General features: G+C 58.2%; 24 protein-coding genes. 15 read left to right on the plus strand and 9 right to left on the minus strand.

The window, feature by feature from the left end:
• Window positions 1-25 precede the first annotated feature (25 nt).
• The 3 genes from ABJN86_RS15655 to ABJN86_RS15665 are packed head-to-tail and all read left to right on the plus strand — an operon-like array spanning window position 26 to window position 4,236.
• Window positions 26-343: a DUF2834 domain-containing protein gene (locus ABJN86_RS15655; protein WP_348363913.1), complete on the plus strand. Its 318-nt coding sequence runs from the start codon at window positions 26-28 to the stop codon at window positions 341-343.
• The gene (gene lysA, locus ABJN86_RS15660) at window positions 343-1,608 is read left to right on the plus strand and encodes a diaminopimelate decarboxylase (protein ID WP_348363915.1); all 1,266 of its coding nucleotides are present in this window, start codon (window positions 343-345) and stop codon (window positions 1,606-1,608) included. The genes ABJN86_RS15655 and lysA overlap by 1 nt, the downstream gene beginning before the upstream one ends.
• 33 nt (window positions 1,609-1,641) lie before the next feature.
• Window positions 1,642-4,236 carry a TIGR02302 family protein gene (locus ABJN86_RS15665; RefSeq protein WP_348363917.1) on the plus strand — a complete coding sequence of 865 codons (2,595 nt, stop codon included), beginning with the start codon at window positions 1,642-1,644 and terminating at the stop codon, window positions 4,234-4,236.
• Here ABJN86_RS15665 and ABJN86_RS15670 read toward each other — a convergent pair.
• Window positions 4,233-5,141 (minus strand): zinc-ribbon domain-containing protein, encoded by a 909-nt coding sequence (locus ABJN86_RS15670; protein WP_348363918.1) that lies wholly within the window; start codon window positions 5,139-5,141, stop codon window positions 4,233-4,235. The two genes, ABJN86_RS15665 and ABJN86_RS15670, sit on opposite strands and share 4 nt — an antisense overlap.
• Window positions 5,142-5,301: 160 nt before the next feature.
• On the opposite strand from ABJN86_RS15670, the gene ABJN86_RS15675 reads away from it, so the two are divergent.
• The 4 genes from ABJN86_RS15675 to ABJN86_RS15690 are packed head-to-tail and all read left to right on the plus strand — an operon-like array spanning window position 5,302 to window position 8,242.
• Window positions 5,302-5,979, plus strand: a complete 678-nt coding sequence (locus tag ABJN86_RS15675) for an ATP-binding cassette domain-containing protein (RefSeq protein WP_348363920.1) — start codon at window positions 5,302-5,304, stop codon at window positions 5,977-5,979.
• 5 nt (window positions 5,980-5,984) lie between these two features.
• Complete coding sequence (locus ABJN86_RS15680) at window positions 5,985-6,899, plus strand: FtsX-like permease family protein (RefSeq protein WP_348363921.1); 915 nt, start codon at window positions 5,985-5,987, stop codon at window positions 6,897-6,899.
• A 2-nt stretch (window positions 6,900-6,901) separates the two neighbouring features.
• Window positions 6,902-7,639 (plus strand): lysophospholipid acyltransferase family protein, encoded by a 738-nt coding sequence (locus ABJN86_RS15685; protein ID WP_348363923.1) that lies wholly within the window; start codon window positions 6,902-6,904, stop codon window positions 7,637-7,639.
• On the plus strand, window positions 7,640-8,242 hold the full coding sequence (locus tag ABJN86_RS15690; RefSeq protein ID WP_348363925.1) for a pyridoxamine 5'-phosphate oxidase family protein: 603 nt from the start codon (window positions 7,640-7,642) through the stop codon (window positions 8,240-8,242).
• A gap of 13 nt (window positions 8,243-8,255) precedes the next feature.
• On the opposite strand, the gene ABJN86_RS15695 is transcribed toward ABJN86_RS15690, so the two are convergent.
• Window positions 8,256-9,218 (minus strand): acetyl-CoA carboxylase carboxyltransferase subunit alpha, encoded by a 963-nt coding sequence (locus ABJN86_RS15695; RefSeq protein ID WP_348363926.1) that lies wholly within the window; start codon window positions 9,216-9,218, stop codon window positions 8,256-8,258.
• A gap of 117 nt (window positions 9,219-9,335) precedes the next feature.
• On the opposite strand from ABJN86_RS15695, the gene ABJN86_RS15700 reads away from it, so the two are divergent.
• Window positions 9,336-10,172: an AraC family transcriptional regulator gene (locus ABJN86_RS15700; RefSeq protein WP_348363928.1), complete on the plus strand. Its 837-nt coding sequence runs from the start codon at window positions 9,336-9,338 to the stop codon at window positions 10,170-10,172.
• Between the two features lie 419 nt (window positions 10,173-10,591).
• A complete protein-coding gene (locus ABJN86_RS15705; RefSeq protein WP_348363930.1) occupies window positions 10,592-11,131 on the plus strand; it encodes a peptide-methionine (R)-S-oxide reductase in 540 nt (179 codons plus the stop codon).
• A 290-nt stretch (window positions 11,132-11,421) separates the two neighbouring features.
• On the opposite strand, the gene ABJN86_RS15710 is transcribed toward ABJN86_RS15705, so the two are convergent.
• Together ABJN86_RS15710 and ABJN86_RS15715 are read right to left on the minus strand one after the other, a co-directional pair.
• On the minus strand, window positions 11,422-12,378 hold the full coding sequence (locus tag ABJN86_RS15710; RefSeq protein ID WP_348363932.1) for an L-malyl-CoA/beta-methylmalyl-CoA lyase: 957 nt from the start codon (window positions 12,376-12,378) through the stop codon (window positions 11,422-11,424).
• 97 nt (window positions 12,379-12,475) lie between these two features.
• Entirely contained in the window at window positions 12,476-13,147 is a 672-nt protein-coding gene (locus ABJN86_RS15715; RefSeq protein ID WP_348363934.1) for an arylesterase, read from the minus strand.
• A 10-nt stretch (window positions 13,148-13,157) separates the two neighbouring features.
• On the opposite strand from ABJN86_RS15715, the gene ABJN86_RS15720 reads away from it, so the two are divergent.
• Both ABJN86_RS15720 and ABJN86_RS15725 read left to right on the plus strand, forming a co-directional pair.
• Window positions 13,158-13,853, plus strand: coding sequence for an ABC transporter ATP-binding protein (locus ABJN86_RS15720; RefSeq protein WP_348363935.1), 696 nt, complete (start codon window positions 13,158-13,160; stop codon window positions 13,851-13,853).
• Entirely contained in the window at window positions 13,850-16,357 is a 2,508-nt protein-coding gene (locus ABJN86_RS15725) for an FtsX-like permease family protein (protein ID WP_348363937.1), read from the plus strand. Before ABJN86_RS15720 ends, ABJN86_RS15725 begins: the two co-directional genes overlap by 4 nt.
• Before the next feature lies 1 nt (window position 16,358).
• On the opposite strand, the gene ABJN86_RS15730 is transcribed toward ABJN86_RS15725, so the two are convergent.
• The gene (locus ABJN86_RS15730; protein WP_348363939.1) at window positions 16,359-17,528 is read right to left on the minus strand and encodes a MalY/PatB family protein; all 1,170 of its coding nucleotides are present in this window, start codon (window positions 17,526-17,528) and stop codon (window positions 16,359-16,361) included.
• A 154-nt stretch (window positions 17,529-17,682) separates the two neighbouring features.
• Here ABJN86_RS15730 and def (ABJN86_RS15735) point away from each other — a divergent pair, with 154 nt between their 5' ends.
• The 4 genes from def (ABJN86_RS15735) to fmt are packed head-to-tail and all read left to right on the plus strand — an operon-like array spanning window position 17,683 to window position 20,052.
• A complete protein-coding gene (gene def / locus ABJN86_RS15735) occupies window positions 17,683-18,201 on the plus strand; it encodes a peptide deformylase (protein WP_348363941.1) in 519 nt (172 codons plus the stop codon).
• Window positions 18,201-18,656 carry a peptide deformylase gene (gene def / locus ABJN86_RS15740; RefSeq protein ID WP_348363942.1) on the plus strand — a complete coding sequence of 152 codons (456 nt, stop codon included), beginning with the start codon at window positions 18,201-18,203 and terminating at the stop codon, window positions 18,654-18,656. The genes def (ABJN86_RS15735) and def (ABJN86_RS15740) overlap by 1 nt, the downstream gene beginning before the upstream one ends.
• Entirely contained in the window at window positions 18,653-19,147 is a 495-nt protein-coding gene (gene def / locus ABJN86_RS15745; RefSeq protein WP_348363944.1) for a peptide deformylase, read from the plus strand. Before def (ABJN86_RS15740) ends, def (ABJN86_RS15745) begins: the two co-directional genes overlap by 4 nt.
• Window positions 19,144-20,052, plus strand: coding sequence for a methionyl-tRNA formyltransferase (gene fmt, locus ABJN86_RS15750; protein ID WP_348363946.1), 909 nt, complete (start codon window positions 19,144-19,146; stop codon window positions 20,050-20,052). The genes def (ABJN86_RS15745) and fmt overlap by 4 nt, the downstream gene beginning before the upstream one ends.
• Here fmt and ABJN86_RS15755 read toward each other — a convergent pair.
• From ABJN86_RS15755 to ispH, 4 genes are read right to left on the minus strand one after another with little or no spacing between them, the layout of a single operon-like run.
• A complete protein-coding gene (locus tag ABJN86_RS15755) occupies window positions 20,049-20,669 on the minus strand; it encodes a trimeric intracellular cation channel family protein (RefSeq protein ID WP_348363948.1) in 621 nt (206 codons plus the stop codon). The genes fmt and ABJN86_RS15755 overlap by 4 nt on opposite strands.
• On the minus strand, window positions 20,666-21,115 hold the full coding sequence (rnhA, locus tag ABJN86_RS15760; protein ID WP_348363950.1) for a ribonuclease HI: 450 nt from the start codon (window positions 21,113-21,115) through the stop codon (window positions 20,666-20,668). Before rnhA ends, ABJN86_RS15755 begins: the two co-directional genes overlap by 4 nt.
• Window positions 21,108-21,701, minus strand: coding sequence for a class I SAM-dependent methyltransferase (locus ABJN86_RS15765; protein ID WP_348363952.1), 594 nt, complete (start codon window positions 21,699-21,701; stop codon window positions 21,108-21,110). Before ABJN86_RS15765 ends, rnhA begins: the two co-directional genes overlap by 8 nt.
• Before the next feature lie 39 nt (window positions 21,702-21,740).
• Window positions 21,741-22,691 carry a 4-hydroxy-3-methylbut-2-enyl diphosphate reductase gene (gene ispH, locus ABJN86_RS15770; protein WP_348363953.1) on the minus strand — a complete coding sequence of 317 codons (951 nt, stop codon included), beginning with the start codon at window positions 22,689-22,691 and terminating at the stop codon, window positions 21,741-21,743.
• Window positions 22,692-22,695 lie beyond the last annotated feature (4 nt).

The raw sequence follows: 22,695 nt of genomic DNA on the forward strand, positions 1-22,695 counted from the left end.
AATCCGGTCAAAACGGGAGGCCAATGTGTCACTTCTCAGAAAGATATACCTCGCGCTCGCCATTTGGGGTGCAATTCACCCGATCTATCATTTCTGGCAATGGGCGGATGTGAATGGCTACGCGCTAACCGACATGTTTGTGGCATGGAAGGTTAACTCTGCCACGACCGGTCTGGTTTGGGATCTGTTGATCGCGGCAATTGCCTTGACGGTCTGGATTGTGGCGGAGGTCGCAGTGCGCCGGAACTGGGTGGCACTGCTTGCCATTCCCGCCACCTTCTGTATCGGTGTTTCTTGCGGCTTGCCGCTCTATTTATTCCTGCGAACAAGGCCTCTCGACTGATGGACCACTTTCTCTACCGCAACGGCAAATTGCATGCCGAAGACGTTGCTATCGCTGACATTGCCGCCCAAGTTGGCGCGCCGTTCTACGTGTACTCCAGTGCCACCTTGGCGCGGCACTTCCGCCTTTTCGACGAGGCGTTGGACTGGTCCGAGCATCTGGTCTGCTACGCGATGAAGGCCAATTCCAACCAAGCGGTGCTAAAGCTGCTGGGCGATCTGGGCGCTGGCATGGATGTTGTGTCTGGCGGCGAATACACGCGGGCCAAGGCGGCGGGCATATCGGGCGACCGGATTGTGTTCTCTGGCGTGGGCAAAACGCGAGAAGAGATGCGGTTGGCTTTGGAGGGCGGCATTCGCCAGTTCAACATCGAGAGCGAACCAGAGATGAAGGTGCTTTCGGAAGTCGCGTCTTCGATGGGGGCCACAGCACCTGTGACCATCCGAGTGAACCCCGATGTCGACGCCAAAACCCATGAAAAAATCGCGACGGGCAAGTCCGAGAACAAGTTCGGCATCCCGATTTCGCGCGCAAAAGAAGTCTACGCCGAGGCCGCCGCCCTTCCGGGCTTGGATGTCATTGGCATTGACGTGCACATCGGCAGTCAGCTGACGCAGTTAGAACCTTTTGGGCTGGCCTTTGAGAAGGTGGCAGAGCTGACCAGGATGCTACGCGCAGAAGGTCACGACATTCGCCGCTTAGACCTTGGTGGCGGGTTGGGCATTCCCTACGAGCGCTCCAATGACGCACCGCCATTGCCGCAAGAATTTGGTCAACTGGTCCAAGACAAAGTTGGCCACTTGGGCTGCGAGATCGAGATCGAACCCGGCCGCCTTATCGCGGGTAATGCCGGTTTGCTTGTGTCCGAAGTCATCTACATCAAAGAGGGCGAGGACCGCAGCTTCATGATTATTGACGCCGCGATGAACGATCTTATCCGCCCCGCGATGTACGGTGCGCATCACGACATCATCCCCGTGGTCGAGCCTGCCGCCGGCGTGGAGCAGGTGAAATACGATATCGTCGGCCCAGTGTGCGAAAGTGGCGATACATTTGCCAAGCAGCGCCGCATGCCCCCTGTCGGTGCCGGTGATTTGGTCGCTTTCAGGTCCGCGGGGGCATATGGCGCGGTGATGGCGTCTGAGTACAACTCTAGACCCCTAATTCCGGAAGTCTTGGTCCATGAGGATCAATTCGCCGTCATTCGGGAACGTCCTACCTTTGACGAGATGATAAATCGCGATACCATCCCCTCATGGCTGTGACGCTATGGTGCGTCGGCCTTACGGGATAACTGGATGAGCAAGCCTGAGACCGAGCTGGACCTATCTGCCTTAAAATGGCCTGCACGCATGACGCTTGTGGGCCTTTGGGCAGAGCGGATTACGCATGCGTTCTGGCCGCTTTGGGCTGTGATCTTCGCCAGTATTGCTGCGGTCATCATCGTGGGCGGCGTTAGCCTTCCGGTGCAGGTTTTGTGGGGGTTTGTGGGCTTGGCTGCCGCCGGTTTCATCGCCGCGTCTGTCTATGCGTGGCGTAAATTTAGGGCCCCGTCGAAGTCTGATGCGCTGAACAGAATTGACGCCACTATGGTAGGTCGTCCGGTGACGGCGACGCTCGATACTCAGGCTTTGGGCGGCCAAGATGCAGCCTCCTTGGCGATTTGGGAGGCGCATAAAGCGCGGATGCAAACCCGCCTGAATGAAGCCGAGGCGGTGTCCCCCGATTTGCGCGTGTCGGCGCAAGACCCATATAGTTTGCGCTATGTCGCCCTGTTGTTGCTGGTGATGACACTTGGATTTGGCGGTTTGTCGCGCACTGGGTCTCTGGACGATCTGTCCACCGCTGGTTTGGGGCAGGCCGTAGCCGCTGGTCCCGCATGGGAAATCTGGATTGAGCCGCCTGCCTATACGGGCAAGCCCAGCCTTTACCTGAACGAAGTTAAAACAAACGCACTGTCCGTGCCTAAAGGCAGTGACCTTACCGTGCGTCTTTATGGGCAGGTTGGTAGCCTAACATTGACGGAAACCGTATCAGGAGAAGTTCCAAGCGTTAGGCCAGAGGCCGAACCGCAGACCGCATTTAGCAAGATTGTTGAGCAGGACGGTGTAATCCGCATTAAAGGTGATGACCTTCAAGAGTGGGAGATCACCGTCAACGCGGATGTTCGTCCCGTTGTGATCGGCAATGGTGAGGTCTCACGTCAGATCAATGGCGAGATGGAGCTGCCCTTCACCGCCAAGGATGATTACGGGATCGAGCGGGGCTCCGCGACGATTACCTTGGATTTGGCATCGGTCGATCGCCGGTACGGATTGGTTACAGAGCCGGAAGCGCGCGAAGCGATTATATTGGACCTGCCCATGCCGATCTCCGGCGGGCGGGCTGACTTCTCGGAAGTGTTGATAGAGAACTTGTCGGAACACCCTTGGGCGACGTTACCGGTCAAGATTGATCTGTCGGTATTGGACGTGTCGGAGCAGGCCAGCGAGCCTTTGGTTGTCGAGACGGAGTTGCCGGGGCGCCGTTTCTTCCAACCCATCGCGAAAGCGCTGGTTGAGCAGCGGCGCGACCTTTTGTGGTCGCGGGAGAATGCGCCACGCATTAGTCAGGTCTTGCGGACGGTCACTTATGACCCCGAGGGGTTCTTCTCCAGCGAAGTTGCCTATCTGACGGTTCGTATGGCAATTACGCGGCTAGAGTTGGCGACTGAATTTGGCATCTCGGACGACAAGCAAGCCGAGATCGCGGAGATGCTTTGGAGCGCTGCGACCTTGTTGGAAGATGGCCGCCTGTCGGATGCACTCGAGCGGTTGCAGCGGGCACAAGACCGCCTGTCCGACGCCATGCGCGAAGGGGCGACCAACGAAGAAATTGCCGAGCTGATGCAAGAGTTAAACGAAGCCATGCAGCAATACATGGAGCAGCTGGCGCAAGAAGGTGAAGGCCAAGAACAACAGCAAGCGCAAGGTGAGTCGCAAGAAATTACCGGTGACCAACTGCAACAGATGCTTGATGAAATACAGCGCCTGATGGAAGAGGGCGAGATGGAGCAAGCGCAAGCCTTGCTCGATCAACTGATGGAAATGATGCAGAATATGCAGGTCGCCGAAGGCCAAGGTGGCGAAGGGCAACAAAGCCCCGGCGAGCAAGCCATGGAAGGCCTGCAAGATTCTTTGCGCGAGCAGCAAGGCCTGAGCGACGAAGCATTCCGCGACTTGCAGGAGCAGTTTAACCCTAATTCTCAAGCTGGCGAAAATGATGGCAATGAGGGCCGCAACGGCGGGCAAGGCCGAGGTCAAAGTCATGAGGGCCAAGGTGGCGAGCGTGGTGAGCAAGACGGCCAACAAGGGCAGGGCAATCAGCAGTCGCAAGGTGAACAGGGGGGCGAAGGCTCCGAACGTTCGCTCGCAGATCGTCAACAAGCCTTGCGCGATGAGATCGAGCGCCAGCAACGTAATCTACCGGGCCAAGGATCCGCTGAAGGCGATGCGGCACGCGAAGCGCTCGACCGAGCAGGTGACGCGATGGAGCGCGCCGAAGAAGCGCTGCGCGACGGGCAAACAGCAGAGGCGCTGGGCGCACAGTCAGACGCGATGGAAGCTTTGCGCGAAGGTATGCGCAACTTAGGCGAAGCGATTGCGGAGCGGCAGCAAGAGGGCGAGAACCAGCCCGGGCAAGGTCAAGGGCAGGCGTCGCGTCAAAACCGCGACCCGCTGGGCCGTGAGCAAGGCGCTAACGGGTCCATCGGGACGGACGAGCAGATGTTGCAGGGTGAAAATGCGCAACGCAGATCGCGTGAGTTGTTGGATGAAATCCGCCGTCGTTCCGGCGAGCAGGGCCGCCCAGAGGTTGAGCGCGATTACTTGAAGCGATTGCTAGATCAGTTCTAGCCTTCCGGTTGATCGTCCAGCGACGTCCCTATCTTTTCGACAAGCCCTTCGGCCGTCATGTCTAGCCAAGACCGTAGGCTATCAATCATCGAAACATAGCCTTCCAGAGGGGATGACAAGCTAGGGACGCGTTGCGCAATTTGGGGCGCGTAGACGTAGAGGAGCAGCAACCCAACAATGATGAGCAGCATCAAGCCGAACCCAAGGCGGAAACCGCTGTTGTGTCTTACAGGTGCGGCGTCTCCGCCCTCGGCCTCAAGTTTTGCAGCCTCCGCTTCGGCTTCTGCGGCTTCGGGTGACAGGGTCGAATTTATCTCTTCAATGTCTGGGAACAGCCCACTCTTCTCACGAAGGTCTTCGCGTTTGGGGGCTGCATTTAGCGCGTCTTGGCTCTCTTCTATCGTGGAATCCTGCGGTTCCAACCCGCGGCGGCGCGCCATTCGTTCACGTGCTGCGGACGCACGGATTTCGGAGTCAGCGTCATCTAGACCAAGATCAGTTTGGGTTTCAATGCCACCAGCTTCTGCATTCCGTGCGGCAGTTTCTAGAGCGACCTCTTCATGAATGATTTCAAGAGCTTCTGGTGCAACTCGAGGCATCTGGGGAGGTAAGTTCTCGGCAACGGAGGCTAATGTTTCGTCATCAGAGCCCTCTTCTTCCTCGGTGTTCTCAGCGTCGGGCTGCGAGGGCGGGTCTGGGTGGAGTTCAGGCGTTTCCGGTGTCGGCGCTTCGTCTGGTTCTGAAGGTGCGTTTAGATCAGGCGCAGGTGCATCCACTTCGGAGCCAGCCCCCGGTTGGAACCAAGTTGTTGTGCAGTTGGAACACTGAACATCACGACCCTCCGCCGGAACTAATCCGTCGTCGACTTCGTATTCTGCATCACAATTTGGGCAAACCAGCCGCATGAAACCCCGCTTTCGAGCACGCTAAAGCCTTGACGTGCCTCACTCCATCGCAAGTAGTAGCCTGTGAATTGGGGTAATCCAAGCGTTGTTGTTTCCAATTGATTGCAACTGTTGCCACCTATGGCGTAATTGTTGCGCAGATAATTTTGGAGCATCCCCTGTGATCGAATTGGAAAACGTAGCCTACAGCTATGGTGGTGGCGATTTGCTGACCGATGTGTCGCTAAGGCTCCAACCGGGGTCCTTCCATTTTCTAACCGGCCCTTCCGGAGCGGGGAAGTCCACGTTTCTTAAGCTTTGCTACATGGAGTTGGCGGCTTCCAAAGGATTGGTACAGGTGTTCGACCAAGATGTAGCGACCTTGGGGCGAGACCAGATCGCATTGGCGCGTCGACGCATTGGTGTGGTCCATCAGGAATGCGCGTTCCTTGATCATCTGTCAGTGGCCGAAAACATTGCCCTGCCGCTGACCGTTGCGGGACGCGATGTCGCGGCGGAAAGCCAAAACCTGTCCGACCTGATCAACTGGGTCGGGCTGAGTGCGCAACAAAACCAGCTCCCCCCTGAATTGTCAGGCGGGGAACGCCAACGTGCCGCCCTTGCACGTGCGGTAATCATGGGGCCGGATGTGATCTTGGCGGATGAGCCCACGGGCAATGTTGACTGGGAGATGTCGCAGCGGCTGATGTCCTTGCTGATTGAGCTGAACAAGATGGGCAAGTCGGTGCTGATCGCGACGCATGATCTGAACCTCATCCGAACCACCAAGGTGCAAGTGTCTGCACGTGTACTGCGGATTAAAGACCGCCGATTGCAATTGGCGGGAGCAGATTTGTGAGTTTGATGTCCAAATTTGGAGGGGGCTTCATGTCGGCCTCTGAGCTGGCTAGCGGTGACCGCGCGGCGGACCGTGTTGTGCCGCCCACGGGGTTTACCGCGACTCTGACCACCTTCACGGCTGGGGCGATGGCATTTTTGGCGGTTTTCGCCTTGGCGCTATCCTTGGCCACTGGTCGTCTGGCGGAGCGTTGGGCGAGCGAGTTGGCGCAAACCTCCACCGTGCGCATATCCGCCCCTATCGAGGAGCTGGAGGCGCAGACCCTTGCCGCACAAGAGGTGCTGCGCACGACGCAAGGCGTGGTGCGGTCGCGTATCATGTCGGAGGAGGAGCAGATGCTGTTGCTCGAGCCGTGGTTCGGCCCTGACTTGCCCTTGGAGGATCTGCCGATCCCGCGACTGATTGAGGTAGTTGAGGACGAGAACGGCTATGACGCGGCTGGCTTGCGGTTGCGGCTTGCGGGCGAGGCTCCGGGCGCTTTCTTAGATGACCACACCCGTTGGCGGCGCCCCTTGGTTGATGCGGCCAATCGGTTGCGTGGCTTGGGGTGGATTGCGATTGCGCTGATTGCCCTATCTACCGCCGCGATGATTACGCTTGCGGCCCGCGCTGCATTGGCGGCGAATGCGCAAGTTATCCGTGTCACCCGTTTGGTTGGCGCGCGGGATGTTTATATCGCCCGCGCTTTTGTCCGCCGCTTTACCATACGCGCGTTGTTGGGCGCGGCAGTTGGATCGGCTGCGGGCTGCATTGCCATCGCCTTGTTGCCAAGTGCGGCTGACGAGGGCGCATTCCTAACCGGCTTGGGCTTTCAAGGGTGGCATTGGCTTTGGCCGTTGACCATTCCGCCGCTGGCGGCTTTGGTGGCATTCTGGGCCACACGTAGCGCGGCATTGCGCACATTGAATGAGGTAACCTGACTATGAAATACGCTGTGCAATGGACGCGTTCCCTCGTGTTCAACCTCTCGATGTATTTGGCGATGCCAGTGGTCGCGATCATCTACCTGCCTTGGGCGTTGATGAGCCCCAATGGGGCCGCCGCCGCCTGCCACGCCTACTGTCGTTATGTGAAATGGACAGCGTCGTGGATGGTCAACCTGCGCAGCGAGGTGCGCGGCACCCCACCTACGGGCGAGGTTCTGGTCGCAGCTAAGCACCAGTCGTTCCTTGATATCATCATGATCTATGACGCCATTCCACGTGGCAAATTTATCATGAAGGCGATCTTGCTCTATGCGCCGATTTTGGGTCAATACGCCCACCGCATTGGCTGCATTCCCGTAAATCGCGGCAAGCGTGGTGCCGCGATTGCCAAGATGCTGGCGGACGTTGAAAAGGGCGACAAACTGCCCGGGCAGTTGGTCATCTATTCGCAAGGCACGCGTTTGGCACCGGGGGTGAAGAAACCCTATAAGGTCGGGTCTGCCGTACTCTATGAGCAATTGGGCCAGACCTGCTATCCCGTTGCCACCAACGCGGGCGTGTTTTGGCCCCGGCGTGGCATTTACCGCCAACCCGGTGTGGCGGTGGTGGAGTTCCTAGACCCAATTGCGCCGGGCATGCCGAAGGAAGAGTTCCTTGCACTGTTAGAACAAGAGGTCGAAACCGCATCCGACCGATTGCTGGACGAGGCGGGTTTTGTACCGCAGGAGGCCTAAATGGAGTTCATATCCAATACCGAAGAGTTAGAGGCTGCCTACGGCACGCCGGGTGAAGCCTCACTCGTGAAAGTTGCGGACAGATTAACGCCAACCTACCGCAAGTGGATTGAGGCGTCTAAATTCTGCGTTCTGTCCACGGTTGGGCCGGAAGGCCTTGATGGCTCCCCACGTGGCGACGACGTCCCCGTAGTTCAGGAGCTGGATGAGTTCACCCTCGCGATGCCTGATTGGCGGGGCAACAACCGCATGGATAGCCTGCGCAACATCGTGCGCGACCCGCGTGTCGCTTTGATGTTCATGGTGTCAGGGTCAAACAATGTGGTGCGGATTAACGGCGAGGCGCGAGTGACCTTTGACGATACTCTGCGTGGCCGATTTAATGACAAAGGGCAGCTCCCGCGTTCGGTTATCGTGATCAAGGTGGCGGAAGTGTATTCGCAATGCGCACGAGCAATCATGCGTGCGGATATCTGGCGTGGGCAGGCAGCGGAAACCGATTTGCCCACGGTTGGCGATATGCTGGCCGAGCTAAAAGACGGCTTTGACGGTGTGACCTACGACGCCGATTGGGGCGCGCGTGCCAAGAAAACCATGTGGTGAATTGGCGGCGAGGTTAAGCCGCCAAGCCTTTGGAGCCGAGTTCCAAGTACTTCGTTCGGCGGTCTTTGATCAATTCAGCACCGTCCATCTTGGACAGGTCGTCGATCATCTCGCCTAGGGCGATGCCGACGTTCTCAATCGCGGTTTTCGCGTCGCGCTGTGCGCCACCTGCAGGTTCGTCGATGATGCGGTCGCAGACGCCCAGTTTGGTTAGGTCTTGCGCTGTCAGGCGCAGAGCTTCGGCGGCTTCACGCATCTTCTCAGCGTCCTTCCAAAGGATAGAGGCGCAGCCCTCGGGGCTGATTACCGAATAGATCGAGTGCTCCAACATCGCGACACGGTTAGCCGTTGCGAAGGCGATTGCTCCGCCGGAGCCGCCCTCACCGATGATCACCGATACAAGCGGCACACCGATTTCCAAACACTTTTGGGTGGAACGGGCGATGGCTTCGGATTGGCCACGCTCTTCCGCACCCTTGCCAGGATAGGCACCGGGGGTGTCGACCAGAGTGATCACGGGCAGGCCAAAGCGGTGGGCCAAATCCATCAGGCGGATCGCCTTGCGGTAGCCTTCAGGGCGGGCCATGCCGAAGTTGCGCTCAATGCGGGTTTTGGTGCTGTTGCCTTTTTCGTGGCCAATCACCACGACGGAGCGATCCCCAAGGCGGGCCAAGCCCCCCATGACGGCGTGGTCGTCCGCAAAGTTCCGGTCACCGGCTAGTGGGGTATATTCGTCGAACAGGGCCTCGATGTAATCTTGGCAGTGCGGGCGATCAGGGTGGCGGGCCACGAGACATTTGCGCCAAGGGGTCAGATCTTTGTAGAGGTCTTGCAAAAGGTCCGCAGCTTTTTGGTCCAGCGCGGCCGCCTCTTTCTCAATGTCCATTTCCTCGTTGTCGCGGGCCATTGCGCGCAGCTCTTCGGCTTTGCCTTCGATTTCGGCAAGGGGCTTTTCGAACTCAAGGTAGTTGGTCATTTTGGACTCCAATTTGCTTGGGCGTTATATGACCATGGTTTGCGAGAGATGCAACTCAGCAAGATTTGTGAAGTGAGGCTAGGCTAGGTCTGTTTTCGAGACGTAACGGAGTAAACAATGAGCAACCCCTACGAGGCCCGCCTGCTGCGTGTCATGGAATTTATCCACGACAACCCTGACGGGGATCTGTCCTTGGATGCCTTGGCCGATGTTGCCGCCATGAGCAGGTTTCACTGGCACCGCGTATTTCACGGCATGACCGGTGAGACATGTGCAGGGGCGGTGCGGCGTATTCGTATGCATCGCGCGGCTTGCTGGCTGGTGCAAAAGGACTGGTCGGTGCCTGATGTGGCTTCAAGGTGCGGCTATGATAATGCGGCCAGCTTTGCGCGGGTATTCCGCGAGGCGTTTGACCTTACTCCGGCAGCGTTTCGAGCACGCGGGGCGTTAATGTCGCCGCAATCACAGACGAAAAAAGGAAACCAAGCGATGTACCCAGTAGAGATCAAAACCCGCCCAGAAGGGCGATTGGCGGCCCTTGCCCACAAGGGACCATATATGGAGATAGGCAAGAAGTTCGAAGCCTTAGCCGCGATGTTCTCGTCGCGCGGACTGTGGCCTTCGGCCCACGGCATGGCGGGGGTGTACTACGATGACCCCAACGCGGTGGACGAGGCCGAGTTACGCAGCCACGCTGGGATCTTGGTTGGGGTGGATTTCGTGATGCCCGACGACATTGAGGACCTAAGCATCACTCCGGGAAAAGTTGCGGTGATGACATTCAAAGGGCCGTATTCGGGTTTGAAGGCAGGGTATGATTACCTCTACGGGGTCTGGTTGCCGGAAAGCGGCGAGGAACCGCGCGATGCGCCCGCGATGGAGATTTACCTAAACGACCCGACTGACACTGCGCCAGAGGACTTGGTGACCGAGGTATGTCTGCCGTTGAAATAGGGGCTTGGGCTGCCTCAAGACAGAGGTGGCCCATTCGCTTTGATTGCGTACTGCCCGTTTAACGAACCTGACAGATCAGGAAAAACATGTATGCCTGATCGTTAGTATCAACTGGCCCGCCCCACTGAGGGCCGCAGTTTAGTTCATCCATGCAGATGCGGTGAAGGTCAGCTTCGAGCCCATTGTGTGAAGTCGATTTCCCTTCAGCGCTGAAGGTCGTTGTTGTGCTTCGACGCGATAAATTTCTTAATTTAACAAAGATGTAACCAAGTGCTGTCCGCACGCATCTAATCTTCATGGTTAAGGGCATGACGTTCTAAACGTTACTTTTTGGCGCGAGCGGTGCTTCGCTCTCTCAGCCTTGCGTCCATTTTCTAAGTCGAACAATCAAAGAAACCATCTTTTATCAGGAGATAACAATGACCAACAGAGCAACGACCTGGTTTAGCCGTCGGAAATTCTTTTCGTCAACAGGTGCGGCAGCCCTTTCAATTGGCGCGGCGTCTACTGCGAAAGCCAGTGAACAGCTTCACCTGAGCGACTATGCTTATGAGGTAACACGCACAGAAGAAGAATGGCGCGCAAAACTTGATGAGATCGAATATCTGATCATGCGTGAAGGTAAAACTGAGGCCCCGCAATCTAGCCCGCTGTGGGAAGAAACACGTGCAGGTAGCTATCATTGCAAAGGCTGCGATCTGAAGAGCTTTGATGGCCGTTGGAAAGTTGTCATGGATAAAGGTTGGGTGTTTTTCTATCATGCTGAACCTGATGCGGTTTTGATGGGCATTGATGGTGTTGTTGCTGAATACGGCTCTATGGCTGCTGGTTACGACGCGTTGACTGAGATCCATTGCCGCCGCTGTGGCAGCCACCTCGGCCACTTCTTGATCGTCAACCAGATCATGACCCACTGCATGAATGGCGCTTCGTTGGTTTTCCAACCCGCTGCTGCATAATGTTGTCTTTGGACATAATGAAAAGATTTTGAGCTAGGATATGACACCTAGCTCAAACGAAAGGACCTCTGGCGAGCGTGAGTTCGCCAGAGTCCAACGTATTAACCATATGAATCCAACTGATAGCTGGCATCTGTGAGCAGCTGAACTTGCGAAGAAATGCTGCGTGAGAATTAGCTGCAAGAGCAAAGCTCGGCTTGGTCCGCATAACAGCCGTCGATTGTGCTACTTCAAATCAACGTTGATGCAAGCATTCGGTTTGATCTGAAGGTTTGCGATTTTATAGCATATTAGTCGTTTATCATCTCAAACTGAGCCACGATGACCTCTGCCTGCTTGATAGACGCGATGTCGACCAGACGGCCCTTGTAGACTGTGGCGCCCTCGCCGTTGGCCTTGGCGGATTCCATCGCTGCCAGGATTTCACGAGCCTCATTGACCTGTTCTTCGGACGGGGTGAACACCTCGTTGCACAGGGCGATTTGTTTGGGGTGGATGGCCCATTTGCCAACCATGCCCAATACCGCGGAGCGGCGAGCTTGTGCGCGGAAGCCTTCGTCGTCGGAGAAATCCCCGAACGGGCCGTCGACGGGCAAAACACCGTGTGTGCGGGCGGCGGCCACGATCTTAGCCTGCGCCCAGTGCCATGGGTCGGACCAGTGCTGATTGCCGCCTTGCAGCATGTAATAGTTGTCCTGCGTGCCGCCGATGCCGGTGGTTTGCATACCCATGGATGCCGCGAAGTCTGCGGCCCCCAGCGACATGGCTTGCAAGCGGGGCGATGAGGCCGCGATTTCTTCTGCGTGTGCGATACCTGCCGCGCTTTCGATAATGACCTCGAAGCTGATTTTCTTTTTACGGCCTTTTGCGACCTCAATCGCAGTGACCAATGCGTCGACGGCGTAGATGTCCGCAGCACACCCCACCTTGGGGATCATGATTTGGTCGAGCCGCTCAGAGGATTGTTCTAGCAGGTCAACCACATCGCGGTACCAATATGGGGTGTCGAGGCCATTGATGCGCACGGATAGGTATTTGTTGCCCCAATCCACGTCGTGGGTCGCTTGGATGACATTGGCACGGGCAGTGTCTTTGTCAGTAGGGGCGACAGAATCCTCCAGATCAAGGTTGATCACATCCGCATCTGACGCTGCCATTTTCTCGAACAACGCGGTGCGAGAGCCGGGGCCAAACAATTGGCAACGGTTTGGGCGAGCAGGGGAGGCGGGCTGGAGGCGGAAGCTCATGTTCGATTCTCTCGAGTAAGGAAGTTTCATGATGTGTAGCTATAGTGTTATTATATTGCGTGGAGCTACACAAGCGCTGCGCTGCGGCAAATTGTTCCTAGGGTAGTGTCTTCGCGACCAACTCCAGTACTTTTGGACCGATCTCCTCCACGACCAAGGACACGCCGGATGCATTGGGATGAATGCGGTCGTCCTGCATGTGTTCGCGCAAAACCATGGCGCGGTCCTCGATCTTGGTTAGGCCTTCCAAGATATTGGGGAAGATCAGCACATCATGCTTCGCGGCCAGATCTATGTAGAGGGCATCGAAGTCTGCCTTATAGCTGGGGCCAAAGTTGGGGGGAGCATCGATGCCCACCAAAAGGGCAGGTAGGCCTCGAGTTTCAACTTTTGTGAGGATAGCATCGATGTTCGACTTGGCTTGCTCGGGGGGGAGCCCGCGCAATACGTCGTTCCCACCCAAGGCGACAATGACCGCATCAACGTCAGGGGTCAGGGTCCAATCAATGCGCGACAACCCACCGGCGGTGGTATCGCCGGAGACGCCTGCGTTGATCAGCGTGACCTCGGCTCCGTGCTCTGTCAGCCAGTTTTGGAGTTGCGGGACGAAACCGTCTTCCGGGATCAATCCGTAACCTTGGGTGAGGCTATCACCTAAGGCGGCGATGGTAATGGGTTCCGCTATTGCGGGGGCCGCTAAAAATGACAGGATCGTGAGGTTGCGTAACCCTTTGAACCCTCTATCTAGAGGGGAACGCCCCAGCCTCAAGGACCAACGAATGACCGATCCCGTAATGCGCTTGAAAGATTTGACCTTATCACTGGATGGCAACGCGGGGATGGTCGAGATCCTGAAAGGGATTTCGTTTGATGTGATGCAAGGGGAAACACTGGGTCTTACGGGCGCTTCGGGTTCGGGCAAGTCGTCTCTCCTGATGGTGATGGGCGGGCTGGAGCGCGCCTCCTCGGGGCTTATTTCTGCGTTGGGCCATGACCTAACCCCAATGGGGGAAGATGCGTTGGCCCGCTTTCGTAGGGACAATATGGGGGTGGTCTTCCAATCCTTCCACCTAATTCCCACAATGACTGCTTTAGAAAACGTGGCACTGCCGCTGGAACTGGCGGGAGAGGCGGATGCATTCGGGCGCGCCGCCACCGAGTTGGAGGCCGTGGGCTTGGGTGATCGAGGTAACCATTACCCGTCGCAGATGTCAGGTGGCGAGCAGCAACGCGTCGCACTAGCGCGTGCCGTGGTGGGGCGTCCCAAGATACTTTTGGCGGATGAGCCAACGGGGAATTTGGACGCGGCCACCGGCGAGTTGGTGATGGATTTGCTGTTTGACCTGCGCGACCGCACTGGCGCGACTTTGATCCTTGTCACCCACGCGTCCGAGCTGGCCGCGCGCTGCGACCGCGTCATTCAGCTGCGCGATGGTCTGGTGCTAAGTGACAACGTGGCGGTGGCCGCACAATGAGCCTTGCATGGCGGACCGCGCGCCGCGAATTGCGTGGCGGATTGCGTGGTTTCTGGGTTTTCTTGGCCTGCCTCGCGCTTGGTGTCGCAGCGATCGCGGCAATCGGCACCGTGCGCGGTGCCATTGAAGCTGGATTGACCGAGCAGGGCGCGGTGATCCTTGGTGGCGACGTTGAGGTACAATTGACCTACCGCTACGCAGAGCCAAATGAACGTGCGTTTTTCGAGAGCATGGGCGAGGTGTCCGAGCTGGTCGATTTCCGCTCCATGTTGGCCTCGGGCGACGAGCGGGCTTTGACCCAAGTGAAGGGGGCGGACGAATTTTACCCGCTCTACGGCACTGTGAAATTGACGCCAGAAATCCCGCTGGCAGACGCATTGGCGGGACGTGACGGCATTCCGGGGGCTGCTATCGATCCGGTTTTGATGGCGCGATTGGGATTGGACGTAGGCGATAGGGTGCAATTGGGCGTGTCGGAATTTGTGGTGATGGCCGCGCTTGACCGTATGCCGGACAGCTCTGGCGGAGGTTTCTCGCTGGGGCCGCCGACACTTGTGTCCAGCGCGGCGTTGGCGACATCGGGCCTGCTTATTCCCGGCACCTTGTTTGAGACGGAATACCGGATCAAAACCCCTGAAGCATTTGACCTAGAGCTTGCAAAGTTCCAAGCGATAACGGTGCTGGACGGCACCGGATACAGATGGCGAGACCGGCGCAATGGCGCACCGGGCATTTCGCGTTTTGTAGAGCGGCTATCGGCATTCTTGGTGCTGGTTGGTTTGACCGGCTTGGCGGTTGGCGGCGTCGGCGTTTCTGCTGCCGTTAGGGCCTATTTGGCGAGCAAAACAGAAGTCATCGCCACGCTGCGCAGCCTTGGGGCGTCCGGCGGGTTGGTGTTTCGGGTGTACCTGCTGCAAGTCGGCGTTTTGGCGGCGCTTGGCATCGTTATGGGGCTGTTCCTTGGGGGTATATTGCCGCTGGCGTTTGGTCCGATCTTGGAGGCAAGCCTTCCCGTTCCGGTTGAACTGGCAATCAGGGTGCGCCCGTTGGCCGAGGCCGCACTCTACGGCAGCTTGGCGGCGGCGCTATTTACCTTGTGGCCCTTGGGACAATCCGAACATATCCGCGCCGCGACCTTGTTTCGTGATGCGCAAAGCGGGGTCAAAGGCTGGCCGCGCCCCATTTGGATCATCGTTTGCGCCGCCATTTTGGCCGCGTTGATCGGGGCTGCAGCATGGCTGTCCGGACTGGTGATGCTGACGCTTTGGGCCGCTGGCGGGATCATGGCGGCGTTCGTGCTGCTGGTCCTCGCGGCGTTGGGTATTCAGGTTTTGGCACGCTGGTTGGCACGGCATCTGCGGGGCTTTCGGACCTTGCGTTTCGCATTGGGGGCTGTTGGCGGTCCAAGCCGAGAAGCGCAGGCAGTTGTGGTCTCCTTGGGGCTTGGCCTGTCAGTCTTGGCCGCCGTTGGGCAGATTGACTGGAACTTGCGCAACGCCATCGCGGGGGACTTGCCGGATATCGCGCCAAGCTATTTTGTGGTGGATGTGCAGCCGGATCAGTTGGAGCCCCTCGTAGTCTCGTTAGAAGCGCGCGACAGTGTTTCTAAGATTGAAAGCGCGCCGATGTTGCGCGGGGTGATCACGCAGATCAACGGGCAACGGGCCTTGGATGTGGCGGGCGATCACTGGGTTGTTCGCGGCGACCGCGGGATAACCTACGCCGATGCGGTTCCCGCTGGCACGACAATCACTGCTGGGCAATGGTGGGGCGAAGGCTATGAGGGCGAGCCACAGATCAGCTTCGCGGCGGAAGAAGCGGCGGAGTTGGGTCTGCGCTTGGGCGATAGCCTGACCGTCAACATCCTTGGGCGCGACATCACGGCCACGATTACCAGCTTCCGCGAGGTTAATTTCTCCACCGGCGGGCTTGGGTTTGTGGTATCGATGAACGCCGCCGCACTGCGCGGAGCGCCGCACACGCATATCGCCACGATTTATGCCGAAGAGGCCGACGAGCCGGCCATTCTGCGTGATATGGCAAAGGCCTACCCCAACATCACGGCGATCCGCGTGCGCGATGCCATCAACCGCGTTAGCGAGGTGCTGGAAGGTATCGCCGCCGCAATTACTTACGGCGCCTTGGCCACCTTAGTCACGGGCGGCATTGTGTTGATCGGGACGGCAGCAGCAGGCGAGAAGGCGCGGGTCTACGAGGGGGCCGTGCTGAAAACCTTGGGCGCGTCGCGTGCGGCGGTCCTAAGCAACTTCGCACTGCGCTCGGTTCTATTGGGTCTAACGGCGGGCGGCATCGCGCTGCTTGCGGGGGTTGCGGCTGGCTGGGGCGTCATGGTGTTCGTGATGGAAACGGAGTTCCAAGTCGCCATCGGCTCGGCTGCGACGATCATCACAGGCGGCATTCTGGCCACGTTGCTGACGGGGCTAATGTTTGCTTGGCGCCCCTTGGCTACGCGGCCAGCGCGGGTCTTGCGAGCCCGCGAATAAGTTACTGCAGATCCGAGAACGCGGCCTGCATACGAGCCACCGCATCTTCAATCACCGCGCGCGGTGCGGCGAAGTTGAACCGCAGGAAGTCGTCGCCCCCCTTGCCGAAGGTAGGGCCGTGGTTGGCGGCGATTTTAGCGGCGTCTTGCGTGCGGCTGGTGAACTCCTCGCGGGTCATGCCGGTGCCGGAAAAATCCACCCACGCGAGGTACGTCGATTCCATTGGCATAGACTTCAGGCCGGGGATGGCGTTGATGCCCTCGTCAAAAATCTTGCGGTTCGTGTCGAGGTATTCCACCAACCCGTCCACCCAAGCGGCCCCCTCGGGGGAATAAGCCGCCGTGGCCATGAACAGCCCGAAGCTATTGGGGCTTAGCCCCATCGCCGCCATGCGGGCGGCGAAACGCGCCCGCAGCTTATCGTCGGCAATGATGACATTGCCCGAGTGCGAGCCCGCAATGTTGAAGGTCTTGGTCGTCGCGGTCATCATGACCAAACGGTCCTCGATGCCGTCGATATTGGCCATCGGTGTGTGGGTGTTGCCCGCGAAGACAAGGTCGTGGTGGATTTCATCCGAGACCAGAATCAAGTCGTGGCGTTTGGCGAAAGCGGCGACGCCTTGCAGCTCGTCCTTGGTCCAGACGCGCCCGCTTGGGTTGTGCGGGGAGCAGAGGATCAACATCGACTCTTTGCCCGTCATTTGGGCGTCATAGGCATCAAAGTCCATCTCGTAGCGGCCATCGGAGTTTACCAGCTCGCATTCCACGACCTCGCGACCTGCCGACTTAATGATGCGGGCAAAGGCGTGATACACGGGTGTGAACACCACCACCCCATCGCCGGGCTTGGTGAAGGCGTCGATGCACATTGCGGTGCCGTTGACCAAGCCATGGGTGGTGAAAATGTGGTCGGGGTCCAGCGTCCAGCCGTGGCGCGCTTCCATCCACCACTGGATTGCCGCGCGGTAGGGGCCTTCGTCGCCAAAGTAGCCATAGACGCCGTGGTCGTGCATCTTCTGGATCGCGTCTTGGACGCATTGGGGGGGCTGGAACTCCATGTCTGCAACCCACATCGCAATGCCTTCGCTGGGAGAGACGCCGTAGAGCGCTTCCATACTATCCCATTTCACACAATGGGTGTCGCGGCGGTCGATTGGGGTGTCGAAACTCATGGAACAGCTCTCCTTGTTTGTGAGGTCAACGTCGCGGGAAATTGCGTGCGCCGCAAGGGCGAAAAGCGCCTGAATGTGCCCTGTAAATGATAACCCGTGTGGTTCGCGGCTCGATACCCTTGTTCCGCAATGGCGGACGGGCTATCTGAGCGGCATGAAACGTTCGATATTGATCCACCCCGACCCGCGCCTGAAAAAGGTAGCCAAGCCTGTTGTTGACGTCTCCGACGCGCTGCGCAGTTTGGCCGACGATATGTTGAAAACCATGTATGACGCGCCGGGGATTGGGCTGGCGGCTCCACAGATTGGGGTCATGGACCGGTTGATTGTGGTGGACTGCGAAAAGAACGACGGGGACACGCCGCGCCCAATTGCGATGTTCAACCCTGAAGTGATTGCCTCCTCCGACGAGGAAAACACCTATGAGGAGGGCTGCCTGTCGATCCCAGACCAATACGCAGACGTCACCCGCCCTAAAGATGTCACCGTGCGGTGGATGGACCGCGACGGGGCCGAGCAAACCGAGACCTTTGACGGGCTTTGGGCCACCTGCGTGCAGCACGAGATCGACCACCTTGAGGGTAAGCTGTTCATCGACTACCTGCGCCCGCTTAAGCGGCAGATGATCACCCGCAAAATGGTGAAACTAAAACGCGAACTGGCGCGCGGCTGATGATCCTACCGATTGTGCAGCATCCCCATCCGACGCTGCGCAAGCTGTGTCAGCCTGTGTTGGATGTGACGAGTTTAGGTAGCCTTATCCCTGATATGTTCGAGACCATGTATGCCGCCACGGGACGCGGATTGGCCGCCCCGCAAGTGGATCGCCCTATCCGCGTGTTCGTGATGGATTGCACGTGGAAGGAGGGGGAACGGACGCCCGTTGTGATGATTAACCCTGAAATCTTGTCCAAATCACCCGAGTTGCAACACAACGACGAGGGCTGCTTGTCGATTGAGGATCACCCTGTTCGGGTGGCCCGCCCTTCACGTGTGGAAGTGATGTGGGCCGATGAGGCGGGCATGCAGCAACGCGGCGCGTTTGAAGGGTTTGCAGCCGCTTGTGTGCAACACGAAATAGACCACCTCGATGGCGTGCTGATCGTGGATTACGAGGACAAAGAATGAACCGTGCATTTGTGATGTGGCCCGACAAACGACTTCGCAGCGTGGCCGAGGATGTGACATCGGTCACCGACGAGACCCGCGCGATTTGGGCCGACATGGTCGAGACCATGGACGCCATGCCCGGAGTTGGGCTGGCGGGCGTCCAAATTGGCGTGATGCAGCGTTTGGCCGTGGTTGATGCGTCGGATGCCCGTGGGCAAGCGGTGCTGATGGCGAACCCTGAGGTGCTTCATGCCAGCGGGCAGATGCGCGAGCATGACGAGGCCTCACCCAATTTACCCGGGGTTTCCGCGGTGATCGAGCGCCCCCGTGCGGTGACTGTTCGCTTTATGAATGAGGCGGGCGAGACGCAAGAGCGCGACTTTGTAGGCATTTGGGCCACCTCTGTGCAGCACCAGATCGACCACCTTAAGGGCAAGATGTATTTCGATCACCTAAGCCGCACCAAGCGTGCGATGCTGATCAAGAAAGCTGGGAAGGTGGCGCGATGAAAGTTGTTTTCATGGGCACGCCGGACTTTTCGGTGTCAGTGCTGGATGCGTTGGTGGAGGCGGGGCACGAGGTTGTGGCGGTGTATTCACAGCCCCCACGTCCAGCGGGTCGAGGCAAGAAGGACCGCCCGTCGCCTGTGCAAGCCCGTGCGCAAGAACTAGGTCTAGAAGTCCGCCACCCGGTGTCCTTGAAGGGCGCAGCGGAGCAAGAAGAATTCGCGGGCTTTGGCGCGGATGTTGCGGTTGTCGTGGCCTATGGCTTGATCCTGCCGCAAGTCATTTTGGATGCGCCGAAGCTTGGATGTTTGAACATCCACGCGTCTTTGTTGCCGCGTTGGCGAGGGGCTGCGCCCATTCACCGTGCCATTATGGCGGGCGACATCGAGACGGGTGTTTGTATCATGCAGATGGAAGCTGGGCTTGATACCGGCCCCGTGTTGCTGCGCGACGCGACGAAAATTGAGCCGACGGAGACCACCGGCGCGTTGCATGACCGTTTAAGTGGCATGGGGGCTCGTTTGATTATCGATGCTCTGGCGCGTTTGCCGTCGCTGACAGCTGAGGTTCAGCCCGAAGTTGGGGTGACCTACGCCTCCAAGATCGACAAGGCCGAGGCGCGGATTGACTGGTCGCGTAGCGCCGAAGACGTATCGCGATTGATCAACGGACTGTCACCGTTTCCTGGTGCTTGGACTGAAGCGGACGGCGAGCGGGTGAAGCTGTTGCAGGCGTCGACTATCACGTCCGATTTGGCTGCTGGTGAGGTGCGCCTGTCCGGCAAAGAGCTGTCCGTGGGCTGCGGCGCGGGGGCGGTCTCAGTGCTGAGTTTGCAACGGGCCGGAAAGAAAGCAGCCATCACAGCGGTTGTGACCCAAGGTTGGACGCCGCCGCGCTGCTTTTCTTAAGCGCGGGGCGGGCGGCTTTTGTAGACAGGCAAACTCCACCCGAAGGCGATGGACCCGATGCGCAATGCCAAGGTGACAAGCGCGCAGCCGATCAAGGCGACGGGTAGTGCTTGGCCAAAGTGCAGAAGTATCACGGCGGCCCCCGCACCTGCGAAAGCACAGGTGACGTAAAGCTCACCCTGTTTTAGGACCAGCGGCACTTCGTTGCACACGACGTCGCGCATGAGACCGCCAAAGCATCCTGTGGCGACCCCCATGATCAAAATAATCGACCAAACGCCGCCTGTGGCCACTGCGGCTGCTACCCCTGCGGGGACGGCAACAGCCAGCGCGAAGGCATCAATCCACGGGATCGCGCGATACCGCGACTCGAGTAAATGCGCGGTGAAGAAGACGATTAAGGCGGCTACTGATGCGACCAAGATGACGTTGGGGTCGGCGATCCAAAATACCGTTCGGTCAAGAATGACATCGCGCATAGTCCCGCCACCCACAGCCGTGAGGCAAGCAATGAACACAAAACCTACGATATCAAGCTGTGCGCGACTTGCGACCAACGCTCCCGTCAACGCGAAGACGAATACTGCAGTGTAATCGAGGAGCGTCAGCGCACTCATTTTTTGAACGGGGCCATGCCTGCACGGGCTAACTCGTCAGCGCGCTCGTTCTCGGGGTGGCCTGCGTGACCTTTGACCCATTCCCATTTGACTGAATGGCGCGACTGGGCCTCGTCTAGGCGTTTCCACAGATCGATGTTCTTGATCTCGCCGCCTTTCTTCTTCCAGCCCTTGGCTTTCCATCCGTGTATCCACTTGGTGATACCGTCTTTGACGTAGGAGCTATCAGTTACAACCGTTAGGGATGACGACCGGCTTAGGGTCTCCAGCACGTTGATCGCTGCCAACATTTCCATGCGGTTGTTCGTCGTGTCAGCCTCGCCGCCTTTCAGCTCGCGCTCTTTCACAACGGCACCGTCTTCACGCGCGATCAGAATGGCGCCCCAGCCACCGGGGCCAGGGTTTCCGGAGCAGGCTCCGTCTGTATAGGCAAATAGATCAGGCATAGGCGGTCACAATCATAAAGGGTTCAGCCGTCTTGCGAACAAGGCCGGCCATTTCGCCGTGGCGAATGGTGTAGAAGGTAAAGTCTGCATCGCTTAGCAGGCCGCGTATTTCGGTCTCGGAGTAGTAGGTGTAGAAACGCCCGACCTCGTCGCGTCCCTCGGTATCGCCTGTCTTTAGGCCAAGGTGAAGCACTCCGCGGGATTTAAGAGCCCTATGAATAGAGCGGAGGTGACGCGGCATGTCTGCGCGCGGGGCATGCAACAAAGAGAAGTTGGCCCATATTCCATCGTAGCAGTCACGCGCTGTCAGATCGTCAAAGCTCTCTAGCCGCGCGTCTATGTTGTGGCGGGCTTTGGCAATCGCGATCATCTCGGGCGACGCGTCGGATGCGTCGACGACGAGCCCCGCGTCCTGCATCATACGTGCTGAGTTTCCGGGGCCACAGCCTAGATCTAATACGCGTCCGCCCGTTGCTACCAAGTCTAGGAAAGCCCGTAAGTCGTCGTCGGGCGCAGTGTGCGAGACAAGGTTCGCGTAATCCTCTGCTTTGGCGGCGTAGACTGCGAGAGTTTCTTTGTCGCTCATGTCGAGATCCTGGGAAGTTGCGAGGTGCGTTGGCGTTGGTTAGGCGGTTTCGCGTAAGACGCGGGGGACTTTGAACTCCACGTTTTCCACGGCTGTTTCAACGATTTCTTCGGTAACGTCGTAACGCGATTTGAAGGCGTCAATAACCTCATTGATCAGCACCTCTGGCGCAGAGGCCCCTGCGGTGATGCCTATGCTTTCGATCCCCTCCAAAGCGCGCCAGTCGATGTCAGCTGCTCGTTGGACCAACTGCGCGTAGGAGCATCCGGCCTTCGCGCCGACCTCGACCAAACGTTTTGAGTTGGAGGAGTTCGGGGCACCGATGACCAACATGGCTTTGGTTCTTGCGGCCATGGCTTTCACCGCTTCCTGACGGTTGGTCGTCGCGTAGCAGATGTCTTCTTTATGTGGGCCAATGATAGTTGGGAAACGCTCGTTCAACGCCGCCACGACGCTTGCTGTGTCGTCCACAGAAAGGGTCGTTTGGGTGATGAAGGCAAGCTTGCTTGGATCGCGCGGGGTGATCGTCGCGACGTCTTCGGCTGTTTCAACCAAGATGACCTCGCCTTCTGGAAGCTGCCCCATGGTGCCCACTGTTTCGGGGTGGCCTTCGTGCCCGATCATGACCATTTGCAAGCCGTTTGCATGGTGGCGTTCGGCCTCAATATGTACCTTGGAGACAAGCGGGCAGGTCGCGTCCACATAGACCATCTCGCGATGTTGTGCGGCGGCGGGGACGGATTTTGGCACCCCATGAGCCGAGAAAATGACGGGGCGGTCGTCTGGGCATTCTTCCAGCTCTTCGACAAAGACGGCGCCTTGGTCGCGCAGGGCATCGACCACGTATTTGTTGTGAACAATTTCATGCCGCACATAAACAGGTGCGCCCCATTTTTCCAAAGCCATCTCAACGATCTTGATGGCACGATCAACGCCTGCGCAAAAACCGCGCGGCGCGGCAAGGTAAAGGGTCAACGGGGATTTGGTCATGTCT

Origin of the sequence: Litoreibacter sp. (assembly GCF_039974535.1) — a bacterium.
GTDB lineage: Bacteria > Pseudomonadota > Alphaproteobacteria > Rhodobacterales > Rhodobacteraceae > Litoreibacter.